The following is a 22,174-nucleotide window of genomic DNA, read 5'->3' on the forward strand; positions in this document are numbered from 1 at the left end:
CGACCGCCGGCCCGACGCCCGCCGAGGCGAGTCCCAGACCCGCCCCCGCGCCGGCTAATCCACCGATGAAACGCCGTCTTCGCACGAGGTTCCCCTCCCTGTCGGCACCCCTGGAAGGCCAACAGGCTGAACCAGCGTGCCGGAGAAGACAAGGCACGGGGACGGCTCGATCCGGTCACACAGGCCTGACCGGCACCCCTCCCGCCGCCGCGCCCAGCACGGTCAACCGCACATCCCCCGGCCCCGACGGTGTGGTCCCGTCGGACAACACCGCCAACGCCAGTGTGTTGGAGCCACGTGTGCGCAGAATCCCGTTCGGCAGGACGAACGTGTGCTGCGGCCCCACATCGTTGATGTACTGGCCCATGTTCCAGCCGTTGAGGAAGATCTGCACGCGGTAGGCGCGGTCCGGGTCGTCGTCGAGGACGAGACCCAGCGAGGCGTCGACGCCCGGGTCGACGTCCAGCCGGAAGTCCGTCCGGTACCAGGTGACCCCCTGTCTCCGGTCGGCCCGGGGGAGCCCGGCGTCCTTCCAGTCCCCGTCGTCGTACTCGGGCAGGTGCCAGCCCTCGCGCTCCCCGTACAGGCCACCGTTGTTGAGGGGCCCGCGCACCGGATCGGGCATGGACTCGCCCTGGATCCGCCAGGTCACCTCCGGGTCGGCGCCCTCGAAGGTGACGGCGGTCAGTCCCCGCGCCGCCTTGTGCGTGTCGAGCGCCTCGCCGTCCATGTCGTGCTGCATCCGCCGGACGAGCACGGACAGCACATGCCGCTCACTCCTCCCACGCTGCTCACGGAACCTCTTCCGCAGTTCCTCCGGGATGCCGAACGCGGCCCTGGCCGTCCACGTCCCCTGCCGGGCCCGGTCCTCGTCCGGCACCGGCATCCGGTGCGTGCCGAGCGGCTCACCGTCCAGCCAGGCCATCAACAGGCCCTGCGTGCCCGTGCTGTAGGCGAGGGACACGGACTCGACGCCGCCGCCGTCCGTCCACTCGCCCCGGTACCAGACGTCGCCGTAGTGGAAGCCGTAGTCGTCGGCGAACAGCACCGGCTGGCCCTCGGGCACAGGGGTGGTGCTGAAGGTCGTCCTCCTGTCGGCCGTCGTCCATCCCGAGTCGTCGAAGTCCGGCTCGGACTCCGGGTTCTCGGTCCGCCGCCGCCAGCCGTCGAGCGCGGGCAGGACCGGCCGGGTCACGCCGGGCAGCGGCCGGAGCGCCAGCAGACTGCCGGAGGCGCTGAGCCGCGTGGGCACCGCGCGCCCGTTCCACGTGACATGGGTGATCCCGCGCGGCCCCCACACCTCCAGGCCGGTCGCCCCGATGGTGTCGCCGGTGAGGTGGACCGTCGAGCCGCGCAGCTCGGCCGACCGCAGCAGCGCCGGACCGTAGACCAGGAGCCGGCCGGACGGGGTCTCGTACGGCCAGAGCCGCAGGGCCGTCGCGTCGTCGGCGAACAGCATCAGCATCGGCGTGTCCACGCCGTCGCCCTCGACCATCACCCGGCTCAGACCGCCGGCGCCGAGCGGAACGCTGATGTTCAGCTTGCCGAGGTTGTACGCCCACGCCGGCTCCGGATCCAGCCGCATCGGCGTCGGTTCGTCCGGGCAGTCCAGCACGACCTGCGCCAGATCGCCGTGGGCTCCCGCGAACACCGCGAGGTCCTGCCGTCCGGCGGTCAGACTCAACATGGGCTGCACCGTGGAGTGCACCATCGTCCGCCTGCCGAGCCTCAGGTTGGCGGCGATCAACTTGGCGTCCCGCGCCGGGACCGTGACCGGCACGTCGATCCCGGCGTCCGGCAGCGTCGTGGTGACCGCCTCGCCGGAGTCGTTGCGCAGGACGTAGACGTGGGCCCCGGTGTCGGGGTTGGTGAGGTGGTAGACCTTGATCCGCTTGTCCGTGGCGCGCACGGCCCTGGCCCGGTTCAGCCTGGCGAGGTCCGGCACGTGCCGCAGCAACTGCCCGATCCGGTGCATCGCGGCGAGCTTGGGGGTGGCGTTGCGGGCCTCGTCGAAAGCGGCCCCGTAGTCGTACGAGGTGTAGACGGCCGGGGCGGGCAGCCAGCCCCAGGAGGTGCCGCCGAACGTCATGTAGACGTTGTGCAGCGTGATGCCGTTGGCGAGGTTGGTGAGGTAGAAGCGCCGCTCGTACGCCCCGTCCCGGGTCCGGCGCGCCTCGGCGTACCCCTTCCCGCCGAACCGGGAGCCGCCCCAGGGGTCGAACCAGCCCCCGCCGAACTCGGGCACGAACCCCGGCGTCCGCGGACTGGCCGTGGCCCCGCCCTTCGCCCCGCCGGGGCCGAAGTGCCCCCAGTCGGGCGGCACCTCGTCCGGCTCCGGATACCCGTCGAACCCGTACAGCCACCGCCCCTTCTCACCGCCCGTACCGAACGACCCCGGGACCCAGAACCCGTTCCGCCCCTTGTCGTTGTGGAACAGCGGTACGTCGATGCCGTCGGCGCGGACCTTCTCGTACAGGTACGACATGTAGGCGCGCCCGGCCGGCTCGTCCACGTGCGCGTCGTACTCGTTCTCGATCTGGTACAGCAGGACCGTGCCCGTGCCCCGGGTGAACAGCCGCTTCGCCACGACGGCGTTGACGGCGGTCAGCCACTCGTCGACGTACCGCAGATACGTCGGGTCGGAGGTCCGGGCGGTGCCCTCGGTCGCGGTCAGCCAGCCCGGGAAGCCACCCGCGTCGACCTCCGCGTTGATGTACGGACCGGGCCGCACGATCACGTACAGACCGGTCTCCGCCGCCATCCGCAGGAACAGGTCGAGGTCGCGCACCCCGGTGAAGTCGTACCGTCCGGGAGCGGAGGAATGGTAGTTCCACGCGACGCACACACTGACGGCGTTGTAGCCGTGGGCACGCATCTTCTCCAGCACGTCCCGCCACAGGGACGGGCTCGGCAGCCGGAAGGGGTGCATCTCGCCCGACCAGAGCACCAGACGCCGGCCGTCGACCAGCAGCGAGTGCCGGTCGAAGCCGATCTCGTGCCGCCCGCCGTCCGCGCTCGGCACGGGCGGTGGCGGGCCGGTGGGCACCGGACGTGACGCGTTGGCGGAGGTCGGCGACCCGCTGCCGGTCAGCGCGAAGCCGAGCGCCGCCGTGCCTGCGAGAGCGTGGAAGGTACGCCTGCTGAGCTCCAAGGGAGCGCCTCCTGTTGTGCTGCCGTGCCGTACGTGGTGTGGTGCGTCATTGTCCAGGGACCGACCACGACAATGGTCCTATGAGGATCTCTGCACGAGCGGACTACGCGGTACGAGCGGTCGTGGAACTGGCCGTCAGGCAGGGGGAAGGGCCGGTCAAGGCGGAGACCGTCGCCACCGCGCAGGACATCCCCCACAAGTTCCTCGAGGGAATCCTCGGCGATCTGCGGCGCGGGGGAGTCGTCGACAGCCGGCGCGGCGGGGGCGGTGGCTACCGGCTGGCCCGCGAGGCCGCAGAGATCACGGTCGCGGACGTGATCCGGGCCGTGGACGGCCCCATCGTCTCGGTACGCGGCGAGCGCCCGACCGGCCTCGCCTACACCGGCACCGCCGAGCCGCTGCTGCCGCTGTGGATCGCCCTGCGGGCCAATGTGCGCAGGATCCTGGAGGGCGTGACGGTCGCGGACCTCGCGGCAGGGGAGCTGCCGGATGCGGTGGAGCGGCTGGCCGCGGAACCGGCGGCCTGGGAGAACCCGTGACGGGCCGCGTCCGCTGGGGAGCCGGCGGATGATCCTCATCGGGTCCTCGGGGTGTCCTGGAGCTGACGCACTGCTACCGCACCTTATGCGCCGGCCGGCGACACCCGTGAACCCGCCACTGTGAATGGCCGGAGACCGCCCTGGCCACCCCCTCCCACCCTGCGTACGATGCGACCGCTCCCGGCCTTCACAGCACCTTCATGGAATGGTCACAGGTCGGGGGCGCATGTGCTGTCGTCTTGACATGATCATGCTCACCTCGTGTTCCACCCCCCACGAACGGATGGGAGAACCATGGCCGGTGGCCTGCTCCTGAGCGGCGCGATCGCAGCGCTCCTCACCAGCGCACTCCCCGCACAATCCCCGTCCTCCGGGTTCGTCGACCCGCCCCCGGACAAGATCGTCATCAAGGTCGCCACCGTGAACGGCTCCGGCTGCCCGCAGGGCACGGCGGCGGTCGCCGTCTCCGAGGACAACACGGCGTTCACCGTGACCTACAGCGACTACCTCGCCCAGGCCGGCGGTGGCTCCGATCCGACCGCGTTCCGCCGGAACTGCCAGCTCAGCCTGATCGTCCACGTCCCCGGCGGCTTCACCTACGCCATCGCGAGCGCCGACTACCGGGGCTTCGCCTCCCTCCAGCCCGGCGCGAGCGGCTCACAGCGAGCCTCGTACTACTTCCAGGGCTCACCGAGCACGGTGTCCAGGAACCACCCCTTCAGCGGCCCCTACAACGACAACTGGCAGGCCACCGACGAGACCGACTGGGCCCAACTCGTCTACGCCCCCTGCGGGGTCCAGCGCAACTTCAACATCAACACCGAACTCCGGGTCACCGCCGGCACCCAGTCGGCCAACAAGGTCAGCTTCATGACGATGGACTCCACCGACGGGGACATCAGCACGGTGTACCACCTGGCGTGGAAGGAGTGCCCGAAGAAGTCCTGACCGTGTGAACGGGGGCGGCCCGCCGGACCGGTGGGCCGTACTCGACTGCCGCTCCGCTGCCGTTCCGCTGGCGCTCCGCTGGCGCTCCGCTGGCGCTCCGCTGGCGCTCCGCTACTGTTCCCCGAGCGCCGAAGCTGTCGCCCGCACGAACCCCTCCGGGTTGTCCAGCATGATGTTGTGGCCGCAGTGTTGTGGCCGCAGTCGGGGATCGCGACGACGGACACCCCGGCCTCGGTGAGAGCGTCGGCACCCGGGAGGGGCCCATCGGTCTCGGGGAGGAGAAAGGTGCGCGGGATCCTCAGGTCCAGCCAGCAGGAGCTCGCGCATGGTGGGGGCCGTGCCGCGCGTGAGATGGAACGCGCTGCGGTGCAGGGCCTCGCGCCCGGCCAGACGCATGGTCGACCACCAGTGGACACCGACCCGGTCACGGACCTCCTCCCACCCGCCGCCGGCGACGAACTCCTGCTCCGAGTAGAAGGCGATACCGCTGCTGCCGGACGAACCGGGCGCACGCGGAACGGGGTCGAGATCGGCGTCTACCAGCACCAGTCGTGACACCAGGTGAGGATGGCGGGCGGCCAGCACGATCGCCACGGAACCGCCCATGCTGTGGGCGATGGGCGATGACCTCGGCACCCGCTACACCGGCCTCTCCCAGGGCGGCGGCGAGCGCGTCGGCATGCGACTCCAGCGTGTAGTCGAACGTGGTCGGCCGGTCGCTGATGCCGTGCCCCAGGAGATCGACCAACAGCGACCGCCTACCAGCCAGTCTCGGATCGACCGCGACTTCCGTGACGTAGGCGGGTGATGTGGCGCCCAGCCCATGCACGTACACCCGCGGCGGCTCCTGCCCCGGCAGCTCGACCCAACGGATGAGATCGCCCTCGGGGGTCACGGAGGCACAGCGCACGGTCTGCTCGCCTGCGGTAGGGCGGATTTGGGCGTTGGGGCGTTCGGGCGTTCGGGCGTTCGGGCGTTCGGGCGTTTCGGGTGTTCGGCTGCGCGGCCGTTCGGTCATTTGGCCGTTCGGCCGTTCGACCGGAAGCCTAAAGGCAGTTGAGGTCCGGCGTACGGTCGTGCAGGCTCCTCGGGCATGGAGTTCCTCTGCTACCACCGCGACCGGCCCGACTCCCTGCCCCTGCGCGTGAAACTGGTGGAGGACCACTGGTCCTACATGGACCAGTACGCCGACTCGTTGATCGCTCGCGGCCCCACCTTCGCCGACGACGGCGAAACCCCCACCGGCAGTATCCACATCGTCGACCTGCCGGACCCCACCGCCGCCCGGGCCTTCGCCTTCGACGAGCCCAACTACCAGGCCGGCGTGTACCGGGACGTACTGCTGCGCCGCTGGCGCAACCTGCTGGGGCGCACCATGTGGGACTTCCCCGGCGGCCCGACGGCCGGCAGTCGCTACCTGGTACTCGGTTTCGGCACGGGCCCCGCAGCCGATATCGAGCTTCCCTGCGGCCACGCGGACGAACTGATCGCGTACGGGCCACTGCTTTCCGACGACGGTGCCGCCTGGCTGGGCACTGCGGCGCTGGTGCGGGCTCCGGATGCCGAGGCGGCACGTGGGGTTCTGACGCACGGGCAGTACGTGGACATCGAGGTGCACGCGTGGGAGTTCGGCGGACGTCGGTGACAAGCGGCCCCGCAGCCACCGGCGTAGCCGGTCGATGTCCTGCGACCCGGGCGTCGTTCCTCACGTACGTCACGAAGTGACTGTCGGGGCCGCCCGCTTCTTTGCCAGTGTCGTGCTTCCACGGCCTGCGTCAAGGGCGCTGCACTCCGCTGCGCTGCGTTCCGCGTCGCCTGCGGCGATGGCCCTGCGGGCCACCCTTGACCCAGTCCGCTCCAGCACGTGAGAGAAGCGAGCGGGCGGCCCGGGGAAAGCGGGGTCCCAGGCCACTTGGCCCCTCCAGTCGGCTGAGTGGCCGCTCGGCGATTGGGGGCGCGGTCGCGCCTCGCCAGCACGCCGGGTGGGCTCAGCGGCCATCTGTGGGTGGGTGGTGTGGCGGCGCCCCCCTGCCGCGTTGGGTGGGTGGGGGCACGCCGGGTGGGAGCGGCGGCCTTCGGTGGGTCGGTGGGATCGGCGGCCTTCGGTGGGTTGGTGGGGCCGCTTTGCGGGGGTCGTTGGTGGTGAGGGGTACTGATGGGGTCGGGAAGTGGCGTGGGAGTGGGGAATTGGAGCATTTGTGCCACGGGCTCTCTCGCTGACCTGCGCTTTCGCACCGGTCCTTGGCACAAACGCTCCACTTGCTGCTCCGGACCCCCGAATCACCCCGTGCCCGTGCCCGTTTCCGAGTCGGCCCGTGCCGATCCGACGCACCCACCGATCACGGTAGTCCGAACCCCCACCCACGGTTCGCCGCCAAGCCCACCCGGCGTGCTGGCGAGGCGCGACCGCGCCCCTCCTCGCCGAGCGGCCAGGCATCCGACCGAAGGGGGCGGCGTGCCTTGGCCACCCGCTTTTCCGGGCCGCTCGCTCGCTTCTCTCACGTGCTGGAGCGGACTGGGTCAAGGGTGGCCCGCAGGGCCATCGCCGAAGGCGACGCGGAACGCAGCGCAGCGGAGTGCAGCGCCCTTGAGGCAGGCCGTGGAAGCACGACACTGGCAAAGAAGCGAGTGGCCCCGACAGTCACTTCGTGACGTACGTGAGTACAGCTCGGGGGCCGCCCTATGCCCCCATGCCCGCCGCGTTGGGCCAGCTCTGCGTCCCCGGCCAGCCTGTGGCCGGCGCCGGGGACAAGCCGTTCGTTCCCCTGACCTGAGCGGCGGTCAGCCCGCCCCGCGCGGGAACTCCCGGCGGCGTGGGCCCGGTGGCGGCCGGAACCGGCGCGGGCGCCGGTACGGGGGTCGGCGTGGGTACGGGAGCCGGAGCAGGGACCGGGGCCGGGGTGGGGGCCTGTGCCACGGGGGCCAACGGCTGAGCCGGCGAGGGCATGGGCTGGGGTACCGGCTGCGGTACTGGCTGGGGTACCTGCTGCGGTACCTGCTGGGGCACGGCCTGCGGTATCTGCTGCTGCCCCATCCTCGCGGCTGCAGGCATCGGCATGCCGCCGCCCGGCACGCCGGGTATGCCCCCGGCGGCCGGTGCCGCCGGTACGGGACCCGCGGCAGCCGCCGGCACGGCACCCGTGGACGCCGCCGCGGGAAGCGGCATGCCCGTGCCGACGGCCGGGGCGGCGACGGGGCCCGGGCCACCGATACCGGCGGCCTGAGCGGCAAGGCCCCGCACACCGGCCCCGTTGGTCTCGCTCACCAGACGGTCCACTGCCGCCGTACCCGAGCTGTAGCTGGTCCCATTGCTCAGCTCGGGTACGGCGGCTCCCCTCCTGGACGTCCCGTAGAGCACCTGTTCCAGGCCGGACACCAGGCGACGCACGTCCACCTGGGGGCGCACAACGAGACGCAGGAAGCGGCTGGAGGAGCCGATCTTGTTGCCGCACTCGCGGACCAGGATCCGGTGCTCGGTGAGCATCCGGTCCCGGACCACGGTGCCCTCGGCGCCCACGGGGAGGCGCACGAAGAGGAAGTTGCCCTGGGACGGGTAGACCGTCAGACCGGGCAGGGCCGACAGCTGGCTGGCCATGTCGAGGCGGTCGCGGCGCACCTGCTGGAGGCTCTGCGCGTACTCGCTGCCGTGCTCCTTGAGCATGAAGACGACGTGCTCGGCGAAGGAGTTGAGGTTCCACTTCGGCAGCATCGCGCGGATGCGGCCCGCGAGCGCCGGGTTGGCGACCAGGTAGCCGAAGCGGATGCCGTGCAGGCCGAAGTTCTTGCCGAGGCTGCGCAGCACGACGACGTTGGGTCGCAGCATCGCCTCCTGGACGACGGACGGCTCCGCCTCGGCGTCCGCGAACTCCAGGAACGACTCGTCGATGACGACCAGGTCGAGGTCGGCCATGGCGTCCATGAACTGGACGATGGCGTGCTTGTGGAGGAAGCCGCCGTCGGGGTTGTTGGGGTTGCAGATGACGGCGACGCGGGTGCCGCGGGCCCGGATGAACTCGGCGTACTGGGCGAGGTCGAGGGCGAAGCCGCTGGACTCCTGGAGCGGGAACATGTCGACCCGCTTGCCGGTCTCCATGGGCTGGTCGGTCCAGCGGCCGAAGGTGGGGACGGGGACGGCGAGGGACTCGCGGACCAGGAGGTGGTCGATCCAGGTGATGAGCTCGGTGGAGCCGTTGCCCATCGCCACGCACTGCGGCGGCAGCTGGAGCAGGCTGCACAGCTCGGCCGTGATGGTGTCGGCGCTGCTCGGGTAGTACGTGATGATGTCGCGCAGCCTGCCCGCCATGTCCTCGAACATGGCCGGGGTGGGGAAGTACGGGTTGCAGGGGATACAGAAGTCCACGGGCCCGGCGCCGTCGCCGCCCTCACGTGTCAACGCCGCCATCGACGGGCTGTGCGCCGCGGTGCTGCGGAACAGCGACGTGACGTTGTCGGCCATGGAACCTCCGTATGAGGCGGGCCCGTGGGGGACGGCGGGACCCGACGTTTAAGGGCGGCCCGCGCGGGGGAGCGCGGGCCGCCCTTTCATACGGAGGTCACGGTGACACTGTTCAAACGTCGGGAAACACGTAAGAACTTGTGTCTTGCCTTTACAGGCTTGTCCGTGGCCTCAGTTCGCCTCAGTGGCCTCAGCAGCCGAACGTGTGGATCGTCGTCGTCCGGTACGTCTGTCCGGGCCGGAGCACGGTCGAGGGGAACTTCGGCTTGTTCGGCGAGTCCGGGAAGTGCTGCGTCTCCAGGCACAGCGCGTCGCCCTGACGGTAGGTGCGGCCGGACGGGCCGGTCAGGGTGCCGTCGAGGAAGTTGCCGGAGTAGAACTGCAGGCCGGGCTCGTTCGTGGCGATCTTCAGGGTGCGGCCGGAGGCCGGGTCGTGCAGGGTGGCCACGTGCTCGGGGCGGGTGGTGAGGCCCTTGTCGAGGACCCAGTTGTGGTCGAAGCCCTTGGCGGTGACCAGCTGCGGGTGGGAGACGCGGATGTCCCGGCCGATCGGCTTGGCCTTGCGGAAGTCGAAGGGCGTGCCCGCGACCTTGGCCAGCTCGCCGGTGGGGATCAGGCCCGCGTCGGTGGGCGTGTAGCGGGACCCCGCGATCTGCAGCTCGTGGTCCTCGATCGTGCCGCTGCCCTCGCCGGCCAGGTTCCAGTAGACGTGGCTGGTGAGGTTGACGACGGTGGCCTTGTCGGTGGTGGCCTCGTAGTCGATGCGCCAGTCGCCGTGCCGGGTGAGGGTGTACGTCACCTTCGTCTTGAGCGTGCCGGGGTAGCCCATCTCACCGTCGACGGACGTGTAGTACAGGTGCAGGCCGACGTCGGAGCCCTTGGTGAACGGCTCGACGTCCCACACCCGCTTGTCGAAGCCCTTGGCGCCGCCGTGCAGGCTCTGCTCGCCGTCGTTGACGGACAGCTGGTAGTCCTTGCCGTCGAGGGTGAACTTGCCCTTGCCGATGCGGTTGCCGTAGCGGCCGATCAGGGCGCCGAAGTAGGGGCTGTCGGCGACGTAGTCCTCGAGGTTGTCGAAGCCCGCGGAGACGTTGGCGTAGCGGCCGTGGCGGTCGGGGATCTCCAGGGACTGGACGATGCCGCCGTAGGAGAGGACCTTCAGCCGGGTGCCGCCGTTCTCCAGCGACCAGCTGTAGACCTTGGTGCCGTCGGCGAGCTTGCCGAAGAGCTTCTTCACCGGCTTCCTGCCTCCCGTGGCGTGCGCCGTGCCGCCGAGCGTGGTGGCGGCCATTCCCGCCGCCGCGGCTCCCGCGATGACCGTGCGTCTGTTCAGTTCCATGTGTGCGGCTCCCGCATAAGGAGAGGGCCCCGCCTTCCCGGCGGGGCCCCGATCTGACTTACGAACCGACCTTGCGCTTGTTCCACACGTCGAACCCGACCGCCGCCAGCAGCACCAGGCCCTTGATGACCTGCTGCCAGTCGGTGCCGATGCCGACGAGGTTCATACCGTTGTTCAGCACGCCCAGGACCAGGCCACCGATGATCGCGCCGAGGACGGTGCCGACACCGCCGCTCATCGACGCGCCGCCGATGAACGAGGCCGCGATCGCCTCCAGCTCGAAGTTGAGGCCGGCCTTGGGAGAGGCCGCGTTGAAGCGGGCGGCGAAGACCAGTCCCGCCAGGGCCGCGAGCATGCCCATGTTCAGGAAGACCAGGAAGGTGACCTTCTTGTCCTTCACACCCGACAGCTTGGCCGCCGGGAGGTTGCCGCCGATGGCGTAGATGTGGCGGCCGATGATCGCGTTGCGCATCACGTAGCCGAAGCCGACGAGCAGCACGCCCAGGATGAGCAGCACGATCGGGGCGCCCTTGTAGCTGGCCAGCAGCATCGTCAGCGTCAGGATGGCGGCGCCGATCGCGACGAGCTTGAGCAGGAACAGCTTGGTGGGCGGGACGTCGAGCGAGAACTCCTGCTGCCGCCTGCGGTCACGGACCTCCTGGAAGATCACGAAGGCGATCATCGCGAAGCCCAGCAGCAGCGTGAGGTTGTGGTAGTTGGTCTTCGGGCCGACCTCCGGGAGGAAGCCGTTGGCGACCTTCTGCAGGCCGTCCGGGAACGGGCCGAGGGTCTGGCCCTCCAGGAAGATCTCGGTGAGACCGCGGAAGATCAGCATGCCCGCCAGGGTCACGATGAACGACGGTATGCCGCCGTACGCGATGAAGAACCCCTGGATGGCGCCGGCGATCGCGCCCACGGCCAGGCACAGCACCACCGCGAGCACCCACGGTATGTCGTGTTTGACCATGAACACGGCGGCCATGGAGCCGACGAACGCCGTCAGCGAGCCGACCGACAGGTCGATGTGGCCCGCGATGATCACCAGCATCATGCCGATCGCGAGGATCAGGATGTAGCTGTTCTGCAGCACCAGGTTGGAGACGTTGCGCGGCAGCAGCAGGTCGCCGTCGGTCCACACGGCGAACAGCACCACGATCAGGCCCAGGGCGATCAGCATGCCGTACTGCCGCATGTTGCGGCGCATGCCGTCCATCACCAGGGCCAGCAGGCCGTCGCCCGCCTCCCCTCCACTCTTGCCCGGCGGCGCGGGGGCCGGGCTCTTGGCGGTCACGTCCGTGCTCATCGGGTTACCTCTTTGTCCTTAGTCATCTGACGCATCAGCGATTCCTGGGAGGCCTCGGCCCGCGAGAACTCACCCGTCAGCCGCCCCGCGGCCATCGTGTAGATGCGGTCGCACATGCCGAGCAGCTCGGGCAGCTCGGAGGAGATGAAGACGACCGCCTTGCCCTGGGCGGCCAGCTGGTCGATGACCGTGTAGATCTCGTACTTGGCGCCGACGTCGATGCCGCGCGTCGGCTCGTCCAGGATCAGCACGTCCGGACCCGAGAAGATCCACTTGCTGAGGACGACCTTCTGCTGGTTGCCGCCGGACAGCTTGCCCACCGGCTCGAAGACGGTCGGCGCCTTGATGTTCATGGACTTGCGGAAGCCCTCGGCGACCTGCCGCTCCTCGTGCTCGTCGACCACACCGTTCTTGGCGACCTTGCCGAGGGCGCTCAGCGAGATGTTCCGGTTGATGGTGTCGATGAGGTTGAGGCCGTAGTGCTTGCGGTCCTCGGTGACGTACGCGATCCCGTGCTTGACCGCCTGGGGGACGGTCTTGGTACGGATCTCCGTGCCGTCCTTGAGGACCGTGCCGGCCGCGTACCGGCCGTAGGTCCGCCCGAAGACGCTCATCGCGAGCTCGGTGCGGCCCGCGCCCATCAGGCCCGCGATGCCGACGATCTCGCCGCGCCGCACCTGGAGCGACACGTCGTCGACGACCTTGCGCTGCTGGTCGATCGGGTGGTGCACGGTCCAGCCCCGGATCTCCAGGGCGGGCGCCACACCCTCCTCGGGCTCGTGCGGGGAGCGCTCCGGGAAGCGGTGCTCCAGGTCGCGGCCGACCATGCCGCTGATGATCCGGTCCTCGGTGGTCTCCGGGGCCTTCACGTCGAGGGTCTCGATGGTCTGGCCGTCGCGCAGGATCGTCACCGAGTCGGCGACCTTGCGGATCTCGTTGAGCTTGTGGGAGATGATGATCGAGGTGATGCCCTGTTTCTTCAACTCCAGGATCAGATCCAGGAGTTTGCCGCTGTCCTCGTCGTTCAGCGCGGCGGTCGGCTCATCCAGGATGAGCAGCTTCACCTTCTTCGACAGGGCCTTGGCGATCTCCACGAGCTGCTGCTTGCCCACGCCGATGTCGGCGACGCGGGTGTCCGGGTGGTCGGACAGGCCGACCCGGCGCAGCAGTTCGGTGGCGTGCTTCAGGGTCTCGGTCCAGCTGATGATCCCCCGGGTGGCGTGCTCGTTGCCGAGGAAGATGTTCTCCGCGAGGGAGAGGTAGGGCACCAGGGCCAGCTCCTGGTGGATGATCACGATGCCGCGTTCCTCGCTGGCCCGGATGTCCTTGAACTGGCAGACCTCCCCCTCGAAGAGGATGTCGCCCTCATAGGTGCCGTGCGGGTGGACGCCGGAGAGGACCTTCATGAGGGTCGACTTGCCGGCGCCGTTCTCCCCGCAGATGGCGTGGACCTCGCCCTGCCGGACGGTCAGCGTGACGTCCGACAGCGCCTTGACGCCGGGAAAGGTCTTGACGATCGAGCGCATTTCCAGGACGGGTCCCGCCATGGTCGTGCCTTCCAGTCAGTGGTGAATCGTCGGTCAGTGGCGGGGACTACTTGAGGTCGCCGGCCTTGTGGTAGCCGGAGTCGATGACGACCTTCTGGTAGTTGGACTTGTCGACGCTCACGGGCTTCAGCAGGTACGCGGGCACGACCTTCACGCCGTTGTCGTAGGTCTTGGTGTCGTTGAGTTCCGGCTTCTTGTCGTTCAGCGCCGCGTCGACCATGTTCGTGGCCACCTTGGCGAGTTCGCGGGTGTCCTTGAAGACGGTCTGGGTCTGCTGGCCCGCTTCGATCGACTTCAGGGAGGCGACCTCGGCGTCCTGGCCGGTGACGACCGGCAGCGGCTTGCTCTTCGAGCCGTAGTCGTCGGACTTCAGCGCGGACAGGATGCCGATGGAGATGCCGTCGTAGGGAGAGAGGACGGCGTCGACGCGTTCGGTCTTGTAGGCCGAGGTCAGGATGTCGTCCATGCGCTTCTGGGCGGTGCCGCCGTCCCAGCGCAGGGTGGTGACCTGGTTGAGCTTGGTCTGCTTGGAGCGGACGACGAGCTGCTTCTTGTCGATGTACGGCTGCAGGACCTTCATCGCGCCGCCGAAGAAGTAGCGGGTGTTGTTGTCGTCGTTGGAGCCGGCGAACAGCTCGATGTTGAAGGGGCCCTTCTTGGAGCCGTCCTTCAGGCCGAGCTTCTCGACGATGTAGGTGCCCTGGAGCTCGCCGACCTTCTCGTTGTCGAAGGAGGCGTAGTAGTCGACGTTCTTCGTGCCGAGGATCAGGCGGTCGTAGGAGATGACCGGGATGCCCGCGTCCTTGGCCTGCTGGAGCACGTTGTTCATCGACTTGTTGTCGATGGCGGCGATGATCAGCGCCTTGACGCCCTGCGTGATCAGGTTCTCGACCTGGGAGACCTGCTGGTCCGGGTCGTCCTCGCCGTAGACCAGCTTGGCCTTGTAGCCCTTGGCCTCCAGGTTCTTCTTGACGTAGTCGCCGTCGAGGATCCAGCGCTCGGAGGACTTGGTCGGCATCGCGACGCCGATGGTGCCTCCCTTGGCGTCTCCCGCGCCCTCCTTGCTGCCGCCCTCGCTGTTCTGGCCGCAGGCGGACAGGGTCAGGGCGAGGGACGCGGCTCCGGCTATGGCGGCGAGAGCGGCTCTGCGGTTGCGCATGATGATCATCCTTGATCTGTGTGCAGGGCTCGGTCCGGTAGGCGCGAAGTCGCTCCGGGTGGTCGTGCCGGAAAGACCGAGAAGAGATGTGTCGGATTGTGGTTGGCTGTGTCTTCTTTTGTGAAGCCGAGTTTCCGGAACGTTATGCCGAGGCTTCGAACCGTTGCAGATCACCCGGAAGTCGCGACCCCAGCGGCGCCATGTCGCCGTCCGTGCCGTGGCGGGCCAGCAGGTCCAGGGCGAGCCGCCCGCGCCGCACCCGCTCCTTGGCGGTGGCCAGGGTCAACTCCCGCATGTGGTGCCCGTACGGGTAGATCCCGGGTGCCTTGGAGAGGCCGAACTTCAGGTAGAGCGGTGCGCCGCGTCTGATCAACTCGGCGACCTCGTACATCCGCACGTACCCGCCGAGGTCGTCGGGGGCCTCGATGTACATGTCCATGGGAGCGCCGGAAAGCCGGCGGATCTCGGTGAGGTGGTCGAGCGTCAGGTCGCTCGGCACATTGACCGAGTCGGCGCCCAGACGCTCGTACACCGCGTAACTCGCCGGGTTGACCGGCCCGATGAGCGCCGACACCTTCAGCGTGGTGTCGGCCGGGATGATGCCGGCCACCCGCGCCCGGTGCAGGGTCCACAGCACGCCCTCGTCGGCGACGAGCAGGCACTTGACGCCCAACTCCGTCGCCCGCACGGCGTCTTCGACGCATCCCGCGACGGCGTCGTGCCCCCGGGCGCGCAGTCCGGCCCCCCGTGAGTCGGAGCGCGTCGAGCCGCCGATGTCCCACGTGCCGCGCGGGCCGGTGAACAGGCAGAGCTCGATGTCGCGTTCAGCCGTCGACTCGACCATCTCGGTGATCTCGGCGTCGGTCAGCATCCACACGCCGCTGCCCTGGCTGATCCGGTGGATCGGCACGTCCAGCCGCGAGGCCTCCTTCAGGACCACCGCCAGTGCCTCGGGGCCCTCGCACGAGGGGATCTCGGTGCGCCAGCGGCCGCCGCCCGGGAAGGAGTGCGGCGAGGCGTCGGCGGGGTCGAGGGCGGGCGCGTTCAGGCCCAGCGCGGTGAGCGCCTGCTCACCGGGCCTGCGGGCTGCCGTGGCGGAAGCGTCGGTCACAGGAATGTCCTTTGGTTCGATATTTCGGACGAGGTTCGCGGCTCTGGGTAGGGCGAGGCCCGGGTGACGGCAAGGGGGGTGTACGCCGGTACGAGAGCCGTCAGGTTGCTCCCGTACCGGCGTACGTCTAGGGGCGGAGCAACACCTTGCCCACCTTCGGGTCACCGGCTCCCACCAGCTCGATGGCCTGTGAGAACTCGGAGAGCGGCAGCTCGTGCGTGACCAGTGGCAGCGGGTCGAGCAGACCGGCGGCGAACACCCGCACCGTGTGCGCCCAGGCGTCCGGCGGAGCACCGAAGACGGTGTGCACCTCCAGCTGCTTCACGACGAGGTCGGTCGGGTCCAGACCGTCGGCGCCGGGCGCCGGAATGCCGGTCAGGACCAGTCGGCCGCCGCGCCGGAGCAGGCCTGCGGAGACCTGGGCGGCATCCGCGGACCCGGCCGTCTCGATCACCACGTCGAAGTCGTCCGGGAGATCCTGGTCCTTGGTCCGGAAGTCCGTGGCGCCGTACCGCCTCGACAGCGCCTCGCGGTCGTTCCGGGTCCCGACGACCAGCAGCTCGGCCGGCGAGTTCGCCTTCAGGAACTGCACGGCGAACATGCCGAGCGTGCCGGTGCCGACCACGGCGACGCGCTCGCCGGGCCGCGCGTTCGCCTTCAGCGCGGCGGCCGCGATGCAGGCGGCGGGCTCCAGGAGGGCCGCGGCCGTGAGGTCGCAGTCGTCCGGGAGGACGTGCAGGAGACGGGCCGGGAGCGTCAGCGTGGCCGCCATCGCGCCCGGCTGGGTGAACCCGGTCTCCTCGTAACCCGCCGTGCACAGCGTCGTGTCGCCCGCGTGGCAGCGGTCGCAGACCTGGCAGTTGCGGAAGCCCTCACCGACGACCTTGCGGCCGACGAGGGACCCGGGCACACCGGCGCCCACGGCCTCCACCGTCCCGGACCACTCATGGCCCGGGGTGAGCGGGTAACGCACGTACCCCTCGGGGCGGTTGCCCTGATAGACCTCGCGGTCGCTGCCGCAGATGCCGGAGGCGTGGACGCGGACCAGCGCCTCGCCGGCCTCGGGCCGCCGGGGCTCGTGCGGGACGAGGCGGTGCTCGCCCGGGGCGTCGATGACGACCGCGGTGTGCGCGTCGGGCGCGGTGTTCGCGTCGGCGGTGCTCACGTCGCTCCCTGGGTTTTCGAAGGTTTCGGTTGCCGGTTCCGGGTTTCCGGGGTCCGGGAGGTCACTGCGTGCCCTTCGGCTTCCGCTGCTCCCAGCCCTCCGCCCAGAGGTCGAAGCGGGCCTGCTGCTGGGGGAACTCGGCGGCGGCGTCGACGTCCAGTTCGACGCCGAGACCGGGCGCGTCGGAGAGGTGGAAGCAGCCGTCCTCCGGGTTCACCTGCGGGGCGCCCTTGATCACCTTCTTGATCTCCGCGTCCGCGAAGTCGTTGAAGTGCTCGAGGATCTTGAAGTTCGGGGAGGTGAAGCCGACCTGGAGGGAGGCGGCGGTCAGGACGGAGCCGCCCACGTTGTGGGGAGCCACCAGCATGTAGTGGGTCTCCGCCGTCGCCGCGAGCTTCCTGGTCTCCCAGATTCCACCGATATGGCCGACGTCCGGCTGGATGATGTCCACGGCCTGACTCTCGAACAGCTCGCGGAACTCGATCCGGTCGTGGATGCGCTCGCCGGTGGCGACCGGCATGTCGACCTTGGCGGCGACCTTCTCCAGGGCCTTGAGGTTCTCCGGCGGGACCGGCTCCTCCAGCCACGCCGGCTTGAACGGCGCGAGCTCCTTGGCCAGGCGTACGGCCGTGGCGGGGGAGAAGCGGCCGTGCATCTCCAGCATCAGCTCGGCCTCGGGGCCGATGGCGTCCCGGACCGCCTCGATGAGGGAGACGGCGTACAGGGTCTGCTCGTGGTCGAGCTCGAAGTGGCCGGTGCCGAAGGGGTCGATCTTGAGCGCCCGGTAGCCGCGCTCCATCACGCCCTGGGCGGCCTTGTGGTACGCCTCGGGAGTCCGCTCGGTCGTGTACCAGCCGTTGGCGTACGCCTTGACCTTGTCGGTGACCTTGCCGCCCAGCAGCTGCCAGACGGGGACGCCGAGGGCCTTGCCCTTGATGTCCCAGCAGGCCATCTCGATCACGGCGATTCCGGACATCACGATCTCACCCGCACGGCCGTAGTCGCCGTACTTCATCCGCTTGACGAGGTCCTCGACAGCGAAGGGGTCCGAGCCGAGAATGTGGTTGACCTGGGCCTCCCGCAGGTAACCGAGAAGGGCGTCGGTGTGTCCCAGCATCCGCGTCTCGCCGACTCCGGTGATCCCCTCGTCGGTGTGCACCTGGACGTACGTCAGGTTGCGCCACGGCGTCCCGACCACGTGTGTGCTGATTCCGGTGATGCGCACGGCGGTTGTCCCTCGCAGCTCGTCTTGTTCGATATTTCGTCATGCGTTCGAAATGTTGGCGTGACAGTAAGGACGGGGCGGTGGGGGTGTCAATGGGTCGCGCGCATAACGGTTTCGACAGTTTCGAAACCGCGGGGGCGAGGTGTCCGTACAGAACCTTCACAGCTGGATCTAGGAACGTTACCGAGGGGGAACTTAACCTTCCCGCGTCATGGACTACTGCGACCCGTGCCGACGGCACCTCAACGGCGCGCTGGCCTGCCCCGGGTGTGGCACCTCAGCGGAATCGCTGCGCTGGCGTGAGCCGGAGTACGGCGGGTACGACGACGATGCTGCCGTGCCGCAGGGGTCGGAGGAGGCGGAAGCGCCGGACGGCGAGCGCGACGAGTACGGCGGTGACGCGGACGGCGATGACGAGTACGGCGATGACGAGTACGGCGATGACGCGGACGGCGACCCGCCGGGGCGTGCTGCCCGGCGGCGTGGACGCGGGCCGGCCGCTGAGAGGCCGGGCGGGGCGAGCCGGCGGGACCGGAAAGCCGCGGCGCACCGACGGCGGCGGCGTCGGACCCTGTTCGTCGCGGCGGGGTTCGTGCTGGCGGCGGGCGGGCTGAGCCTCGCGGAGCTCGGGATGGACGCGCCCAAGGCCACGCCGAAGCCGGCGGCGGCCGAGGATGAGTCGGCGGACGGTGACGCGTCGCCGGAGGCGGGCCGCCGCCCGGAGCGTGCTGGGGCGTCGAAGTCCGTTTCGGCGGCGGCGTCTGACACCCCGTCGGCTTCCGTCTCCCCGAAGCCGGAGAAGTCGAAGGACGCGGCGGAGGACGACAAGCCCTCGAAGAAGCCCGAAGCGACTCCGTCCGGCCCGTCCCCGAGCCGCCCGGCCTCGGCTCCCACTGCCGCCCCGCCGCCTCCGGCTCCGACGCGCAGTCCCGACCCGACGACTCCGGTCCCGACGCCGGAACCGTCTCCGTCGCAGACGTGCAACAGGTTCCTGTGGTGGTGCACTTAGCGCCTACTCGCGGGGTGGGGGGTCGGGGCCGCGCCGGGGGGTGTCCGTCCTCGGAACGGCGCGACTCAGTCGGATAACGAGTGACTGGTCCGTTGACGCGCCAACCGCTGCGGGCGGACACCCCCCGACACGTCCCCTTCCGTGCGTACGCGGCTGCACGCCGTCCTAGCTGCGGGCAGTCGCCCCGCCGCTGCGGCGCGTCGTGGCCGCCCTAGCTGCGGGCAGTCGTGCCGCTGGGGCGGCACGGGTGGGCTCAGCGGCACCCCGCGACGCCGGGCCGCGCAACGCCCCGCCCCCAGCACCAACGCCGAGCACCCGGCAACGCCGAGCACCGCAGCGCCCCGACCTCACCCCAGCATCCCCCGCAACGCATCCCGCAGTGCAACCCGCTCCGCTTCCGAAAGCCCGGCGAGCGGCTCCCGCGCGAACCGCAGCGACTCCCGCAACCCCCGAGCCACCCGCCGCCCCTCCGCCGTCGCCGCCGCCACCTTCACCCTCCGGTCCGCCGGGTCCGGCCGCCGCTCCACCAGCCCCCGCGCCTCCAGCCGGTCCACGATCCCGGTCACGTTCGACGGCTCGCACTTCAGCCGCTGCGCGAGCCTGCGCATCGGCAGCGGCTCAAGGCACAGCAGGCTCAGCAACCGCGCCTGCGCGCCCGTGAGCGCGTGTTCCGCCGCCGCCTCCTCGTAGTCCTCGTGGAACCGGGCCACGACCTCCCCTATGAGTTCGACGACCTCGAGGGTCAGGGGGTCGGGTCGGGTGTTCAGGGGGGTCGGTGTGGGCGAGGCCATGGAATCGAGGGTACCCGGTTATTTGACAACCTGAAATTTTCAGGAGCATGGTTGTTTCAGGTACTGAAATATTCGCATCGAGTCAGTGAGGACAGGCGCATCATGACCGACACCCCGACCCTCCCCGCCGTGAGCCGCGAGTGGCATCTGGTGAGCCGCCCCGTCGGCTGGCCGAAGCCCGAGGACTTCGCCTTCGTCGAGGCGGAGGTTCCGCAGCCGGGTGAGGGGCAGGTCCTCGTGCGGAACAAGTACCTCTCCGTGGACCCGTACATGCGCGGACGTATGAGCTCCGCGAAGTCCTACGTCGCCCCGTTCGAGCTCGGCAAGGCCATGCAGGGCGGCGCGGTCGGCGAGGTCGTCGCCTCGAACGCGGAGGGGCTGGCCGTCGGGGATCACGTACTGCACTTCTTCGGGTGGCGCGAGTACGCCGTCGTGGCCGCGAAGAACGCCGTGAAGGTGGACGCCGACGCCGCACCGCTGTCGGCGTACCTCGGCGTGCTCGGCATGACCGGTCTCACCGCCTACGCGGGGCTGCTGCGCACCGCCGCCTTCAAGGAGGGCGACGTCGTGTTCGTGTCCGGCGCCGCCGGCGCCGTGGGCGGGCAGGTCGGCCAGATCGCCAAGCTGAAGGGCGCCTCGCGGGTCATCGGCTCCGCCGGTTCGGACGAGAAGGTGAAGCTCCTCAAGGAGGAGTACGGCTTCGACGCCGCGTTCAACTACAAGGACGGGCCCGTCGCCGAGCAGCTGCGCGCGGCCGCCCCGGACGGGATCGACGTCTACTTCGACAACGTCGGCGGTGACCACCTGGAGGCCGCCATCGGCTCCCTCAACCAGGGCGGACGGATCGCCGTCTGCGGGATGATCTCCGTCTACAACAACACCGAGCCCGCCCCGGGCCCGAAGAACCTCGCCCGCCTCATCCAGACGCGCGGCCGTATCGAGGGCTTCCTGGTCGGGGACCACTACGACCTGCAGCCGCAGTTCGTGCAGGAGGTCGCCCCGTGGGTCGCCTCCGGTGAGCTGAAGTACCGGGAGACCGTCGTGGAGGGCATCGAGAACAACCTCGAGGCGTTCCTGGGTGTGCTGCGCGGCGACAACACCGGGAAGATGATCGTCAAGCTCTGACGCCCGGACGGCACACACGGAGGCCGCACCCCTGGATGTGGGTGCGGCCTTCTCCGTGGCGGTGTCAGAGGGCGAGCGTCGCCCGGTGGACCGCGCGCGCCAGTCGGTCGTTCTCCGGGGCCGCCCCGCCGGGGAAGGCGAACCGGCGGCGTGTGTAGCCGTAGGCGAGGCCGGTCCACGGGTCCGCGAAGGCCTGCGAGCCGCTCGCGCCGCTGTGCCCGATCGTGCCGGCGCCGAGGAACGGGTGCCACGTGTCGGAAGTGGTCTGGAAACCCAGGCCGAACGACTTGTGGGCACGTGCCACCAGGTCGTAGCCGACCGAGTGGAGCTGGCCGAACTCCGCGACGGTGTCCGGCTTGAGCAGCGGGGCCTGCTGGCCCACCTCGCTGATCGCCGCCGCGTACATCCCGGCCAGGCCGCGCGCGGACGCGACCCCGCCCACCGACGCCGGGCCCTTGGCGCGCACCAGCGGTGTGTTCGGCAGCGAGGCCAGATCGGTCGGCTCGGGCGCGTTGCGGTTGAAGGCGATGGAGGCGAGGGTGTGCGGGCCGTCCGGGACCGCGTCGAGGGCCGCCTGCTGTTCCGGTGCCGGTTCCATCGGCTGGGTGGGGCGGAAGCGGGGCTCGTGGCACGCAGGCAGGCCGAGGTGGAAGTCCAGGCCGTAGGGCGTTCTGACCCGTTCCTGGTAGACGTCCTGGAGCGTGCGCCCCGTGGCGCGGCGGACGATCTCACCCACCAGGGCCCCGCTGACCAGCGCGTGATAGCCGAACGCCGTGCCGGGACGCCAGAACGGCCGCTGGTCGGCGAGGCGTTCGGCGAGCTGGCGGTCGTCGGCCAGCTCCGCCAGGGTGAAACCGGTGTCCGTGCCGACCACGCCCGCCCGGTGCGCGAGCAGGTCGCGCAGGGTCAGGACGCCCTTGCCCTCGGCCGCGAACTCCGGCCAGTAGTAGGTCACCTTGCGCTCCAGTTCGAGCGTGCCGTCCTGAACCAGGAGGGCCACCACCAGGTAGGCGGCGCCCTTGGTGGAGGAGAACACACCGTAGAGGGCGTCCGCTTCGGTCCCGGCCCACAGGTCCACGACCTTGCGGCCGTGGACGTAGGCGCACAGCTGGCCCTCGTAGTCGGGCCGCTCCCCGGCCACGAACGCCGCGAACTCCTCGCGCACCCCCTCGAAGCCGTCGGCTGTGGTGCCGTGGATCTCCTGCGTCATCCGCTCTCCTCAACTGAAGCGCCGTGCCACTGTCAACCATGCCCCCGCCACCTGCGGGAATTTCCCCCTTCGGGTGGTCCCGGGAGAGTGCCTCCT

Annotated in this window: 16 protein-coding genes and 1 pseudogene; 5 read left to right on the plus strand and 12 right to left on the minus strand. The window is 70.0% G+C overall.

Features of this window, described 5'->3' with window-relative positions; all coding sequences use genetic code 11:
• Nucleotides 1–175: 175 nt before the first annotated feature.
• Entirely contained in the window at nucleotides 176–3,151 is a 2,976-nt protein-coding gene (locus IE212_RS09530) for a glycoside hydrolase family 35 protein (protein WP_190197291.1), read from the minus strand.
• 80 nt (nucleotides 3,152–3,231) lie between these two features.
• Between IE212_RS09530 and IE212_RS09535 the strand changes: the two genes are divergently transcribed.
• Both IE212_RS09535 and IE212_RS09540 read left to right on the plus strand, forming a co-directional pair.
• Nucleotides 3,232–3,690, plus strand: a complete 459-nt coding sequence (locus tag IE212_RS09535; protein WP_190197292.1) for an RrF2 family transcriptional regulator — start codon at nucleotides 3,232–3,234, stop codon at nucleotides 3,688–3,690.
• Between the two features lie 294 nt (nucleotides 3,691–3,984).
• Nucleotides 3,985–4,638: a DUF4360 domain-containing protein gene (locus IE212_RS09540; RefSeq protein ID WP_190197293.1), complete on the plus strand. Its 654-nt coding sequence runs from the start codon at nucleotides 3,985–3,987 to the stop codon at nucleotides 4,636–4,638.
• 111 nt (nucleotides 4,639–4,749) lie between these two features.
• Here IE212_RS09540 and IE212_RS09545 read toward each other — a convergent pair.
• Nucleotides 4,750–5,548, minus strand: a pseudogene (locus IE212_RS09545) (alpha/beta fold hydrolase).
• 183 nt (nucleotides 5,549–5,731) lie between these two features.
• On the opposite strand from IE212_RS09545, the gene IE212_RS09550 reads away from it, so the two are divergent.
• On the plus strand, nucleotides 5,732–6,283 hold the full coding sequence (locus IE212_RS09550) for a YciI family protein (RefSeq protein ID WP_190197294.1): 552 nt from the start codon (nucleotides 5,732–5,734) through the stop codon (nucleotides 6,281–6,283).
• Between the two features lie 1,035 nt (nucleotides 6,284–7,318).
• Here the strand turns inward: IE212_RS09550 and IE212_RS09555 are convergent.
• From IE212_RS09555 to IE212_RS09590, 8 genes are all read right to left on the minus strand, one after another.
• Complete coding sequence (locus IE212_RS09555; RefSeq protein WP_190197295.1) at nucleotides 7,319–9,094, minus strand: pyridoxal phosphate-dependent aminotransferase; 1,776 nt, start codon at nucleotides 9,092–9,094, stop codon at nucleotides 7,319–7,321.
• Between the two features lie 190 nt (nucleotides 9,095–9,284).
• Nucleotides 9,285–10,433, minus strand: a complete 1,149-nt coding sequence (locus IE212_RS09560) for an aldose epimerase family protein (protein ID WP_190197296.1) — start codon at nucleotides 10,431–10,433, stop codon at nucleotides 9,285–9,287.
• Nucleotides 10,434–10,491: 58 nt separating this feature from the next.
• Complete coding sequence (mmsB, locus tag IE212_RS09565) at nucleotides 10,492–11,736, minus strand: multiple monosaccharide ABC transporter permease (RefSeq protein ID WP_190197297.1); 1,245 nt, start codon at nucleotides 11,734–11,736, stop codon at nucleotides 10,492–10,494.
• Nucleotides 11,733–13,283 (minus strand): multiple monosaccharide ABC transporter ATP-binding protein, encoded by a 1,551-nt coding sequence (mmsA, locus tag IE212_RS09570; RefSeq protein WP_190197298.1) that lies wholly within the window; start codon nucleotides 13,281–13,283, stop codon nucleotides 11,733–11,735. The genes mmsB and mmsA overlap by 4 nt, the downstream gene beginning before the upstream one ends.
• A 46-nt stretch (nucleotides 13,284–13,329) precedes the next feature.
• The gene (gene chvE, locus IE212_RS09575; protein ID WP_373301368.1) at nucleotides 13,330–14,442 is read right to left on the minus strand and encodes a multiple monosaccharide ABC transporter substrate-binding protein; all 1,113 of its coding nucleotides are present in this window, start codon (nucleotides 14,440–14,442) and stop codon (nucleotides 13,330–13,332) included.
• A gap of 142 nt (nucleotides 14,443–14,584) precedes the next feature.
• Complete coding sequence (locus IE212_RS09580) at nucleotides 14,585–15,553, minus strand: glycosyltransferase family protein (RefSeq protein ID WP_190197300.1); 969 nt, start codon at nucleotides 15,551–15,553, stop codon at nucleotides 14,585–14,587.
• 127 nt (nucleotides 15,554–15,680) lie between these two features.
• Complete coding sequence (locus IE212_RS09585; RefSeq protein WP_190197301.1) at nucleotides 15,681–16,718, minus strand: zinc-dependent alcohol dehydrogenase; 1,038 nt, start codon at nucleotides 16,716–16,718, stop codon at nucleotides 15,681–15,683.
• Between the two features lie 61 nt (nucleotides 16,719–16,779).
• Entirely contained in the window at nucleotides 16,780–17,943 is a 1,164-nt protein-coding gene (locus IE212_RS09590) for a mandelate racemase/muconate lactonizing enzyme family protein (protein ID WP_190197302.1), read from the minus strand.
• 211 nt (nucleotides 17,944–18,154) lie between these two features.
• On the opposite strand from IE212_RS09590, the gene IE212_RS09595 reads away from it, so the two are divergent.
• Nucleotides 18,155–18,952: an SCO2400 family protein gene (locus IE212_RS09595; protein WP_190197303.1), complete on the plus strand. Its 798-nt coding sequence runs from the start codon at nucleotides 18,155–18,157 to the stop codon at nucleotides 18,950–18,952.
• 347 nt (nucleotides 18,953–19,299) lie between these two features.
• Here IE212_RS09595 and IE212_RS09600 read toward each other — a convergent pair whose 3' ends face one another.
• Entirely contained in the window at nucleotides 19,300–19,743 is a 444-nt protein-coding gene (locus IE212_RS09600) for a MarR family winged helix-turn-helix transcriptional regulator (RefSeq protein WP_190197304.1), read from the minus strand.
• A 102-nt stretch (nucleotides 19,744–19,845) separates the two neighbouring features.
• On the opposite strand from IE212_RS09600, the gene IE212_RS09605 reads away from it, so the two are divergent.
• Nucleotides 19,846–20,868 carry an NADP-dependent oxidoreductase gene (locus IE212_RS09605; protein WP_190197305.1) on the plus strand — a complete coding sequence of 341 codons (1,023 nt, stop codon included), beginning with the start codon at nucleotides 19,846–19,848 and terminating at the stop codon, nucleotides 20,866–20,868.
• A gap of 64 nt (nucleotides 20,869–20,932) precedes the next feature.
• Here the strand turns inward: IE212_RS09605 and IE212_RS09610 are convergent, their stop codons facing one another.
• Nucleotides 20,933–22,078, minus strand: coding sequence for a serine hydrolase domain-containing protein (locus IE212_RS09610; protein WP_190197306.1), 1,146 nt, complete (start codon nucleotides 22,076–22,078; stop codon nucleotides 20,933–20,935).
• Nucleotides 22,079–22,174: the final 96 nt, after the last annotated feature.

The organism is Streptomyces djakartensis, assembly GCF_014651075.1.
Classification (GTDB): Bacteria; Actinomycetota; Actinomycetes; order Streptomycetales; family Streptomycetaceae; genus Streptomyces; species Streptomyces djakartensis.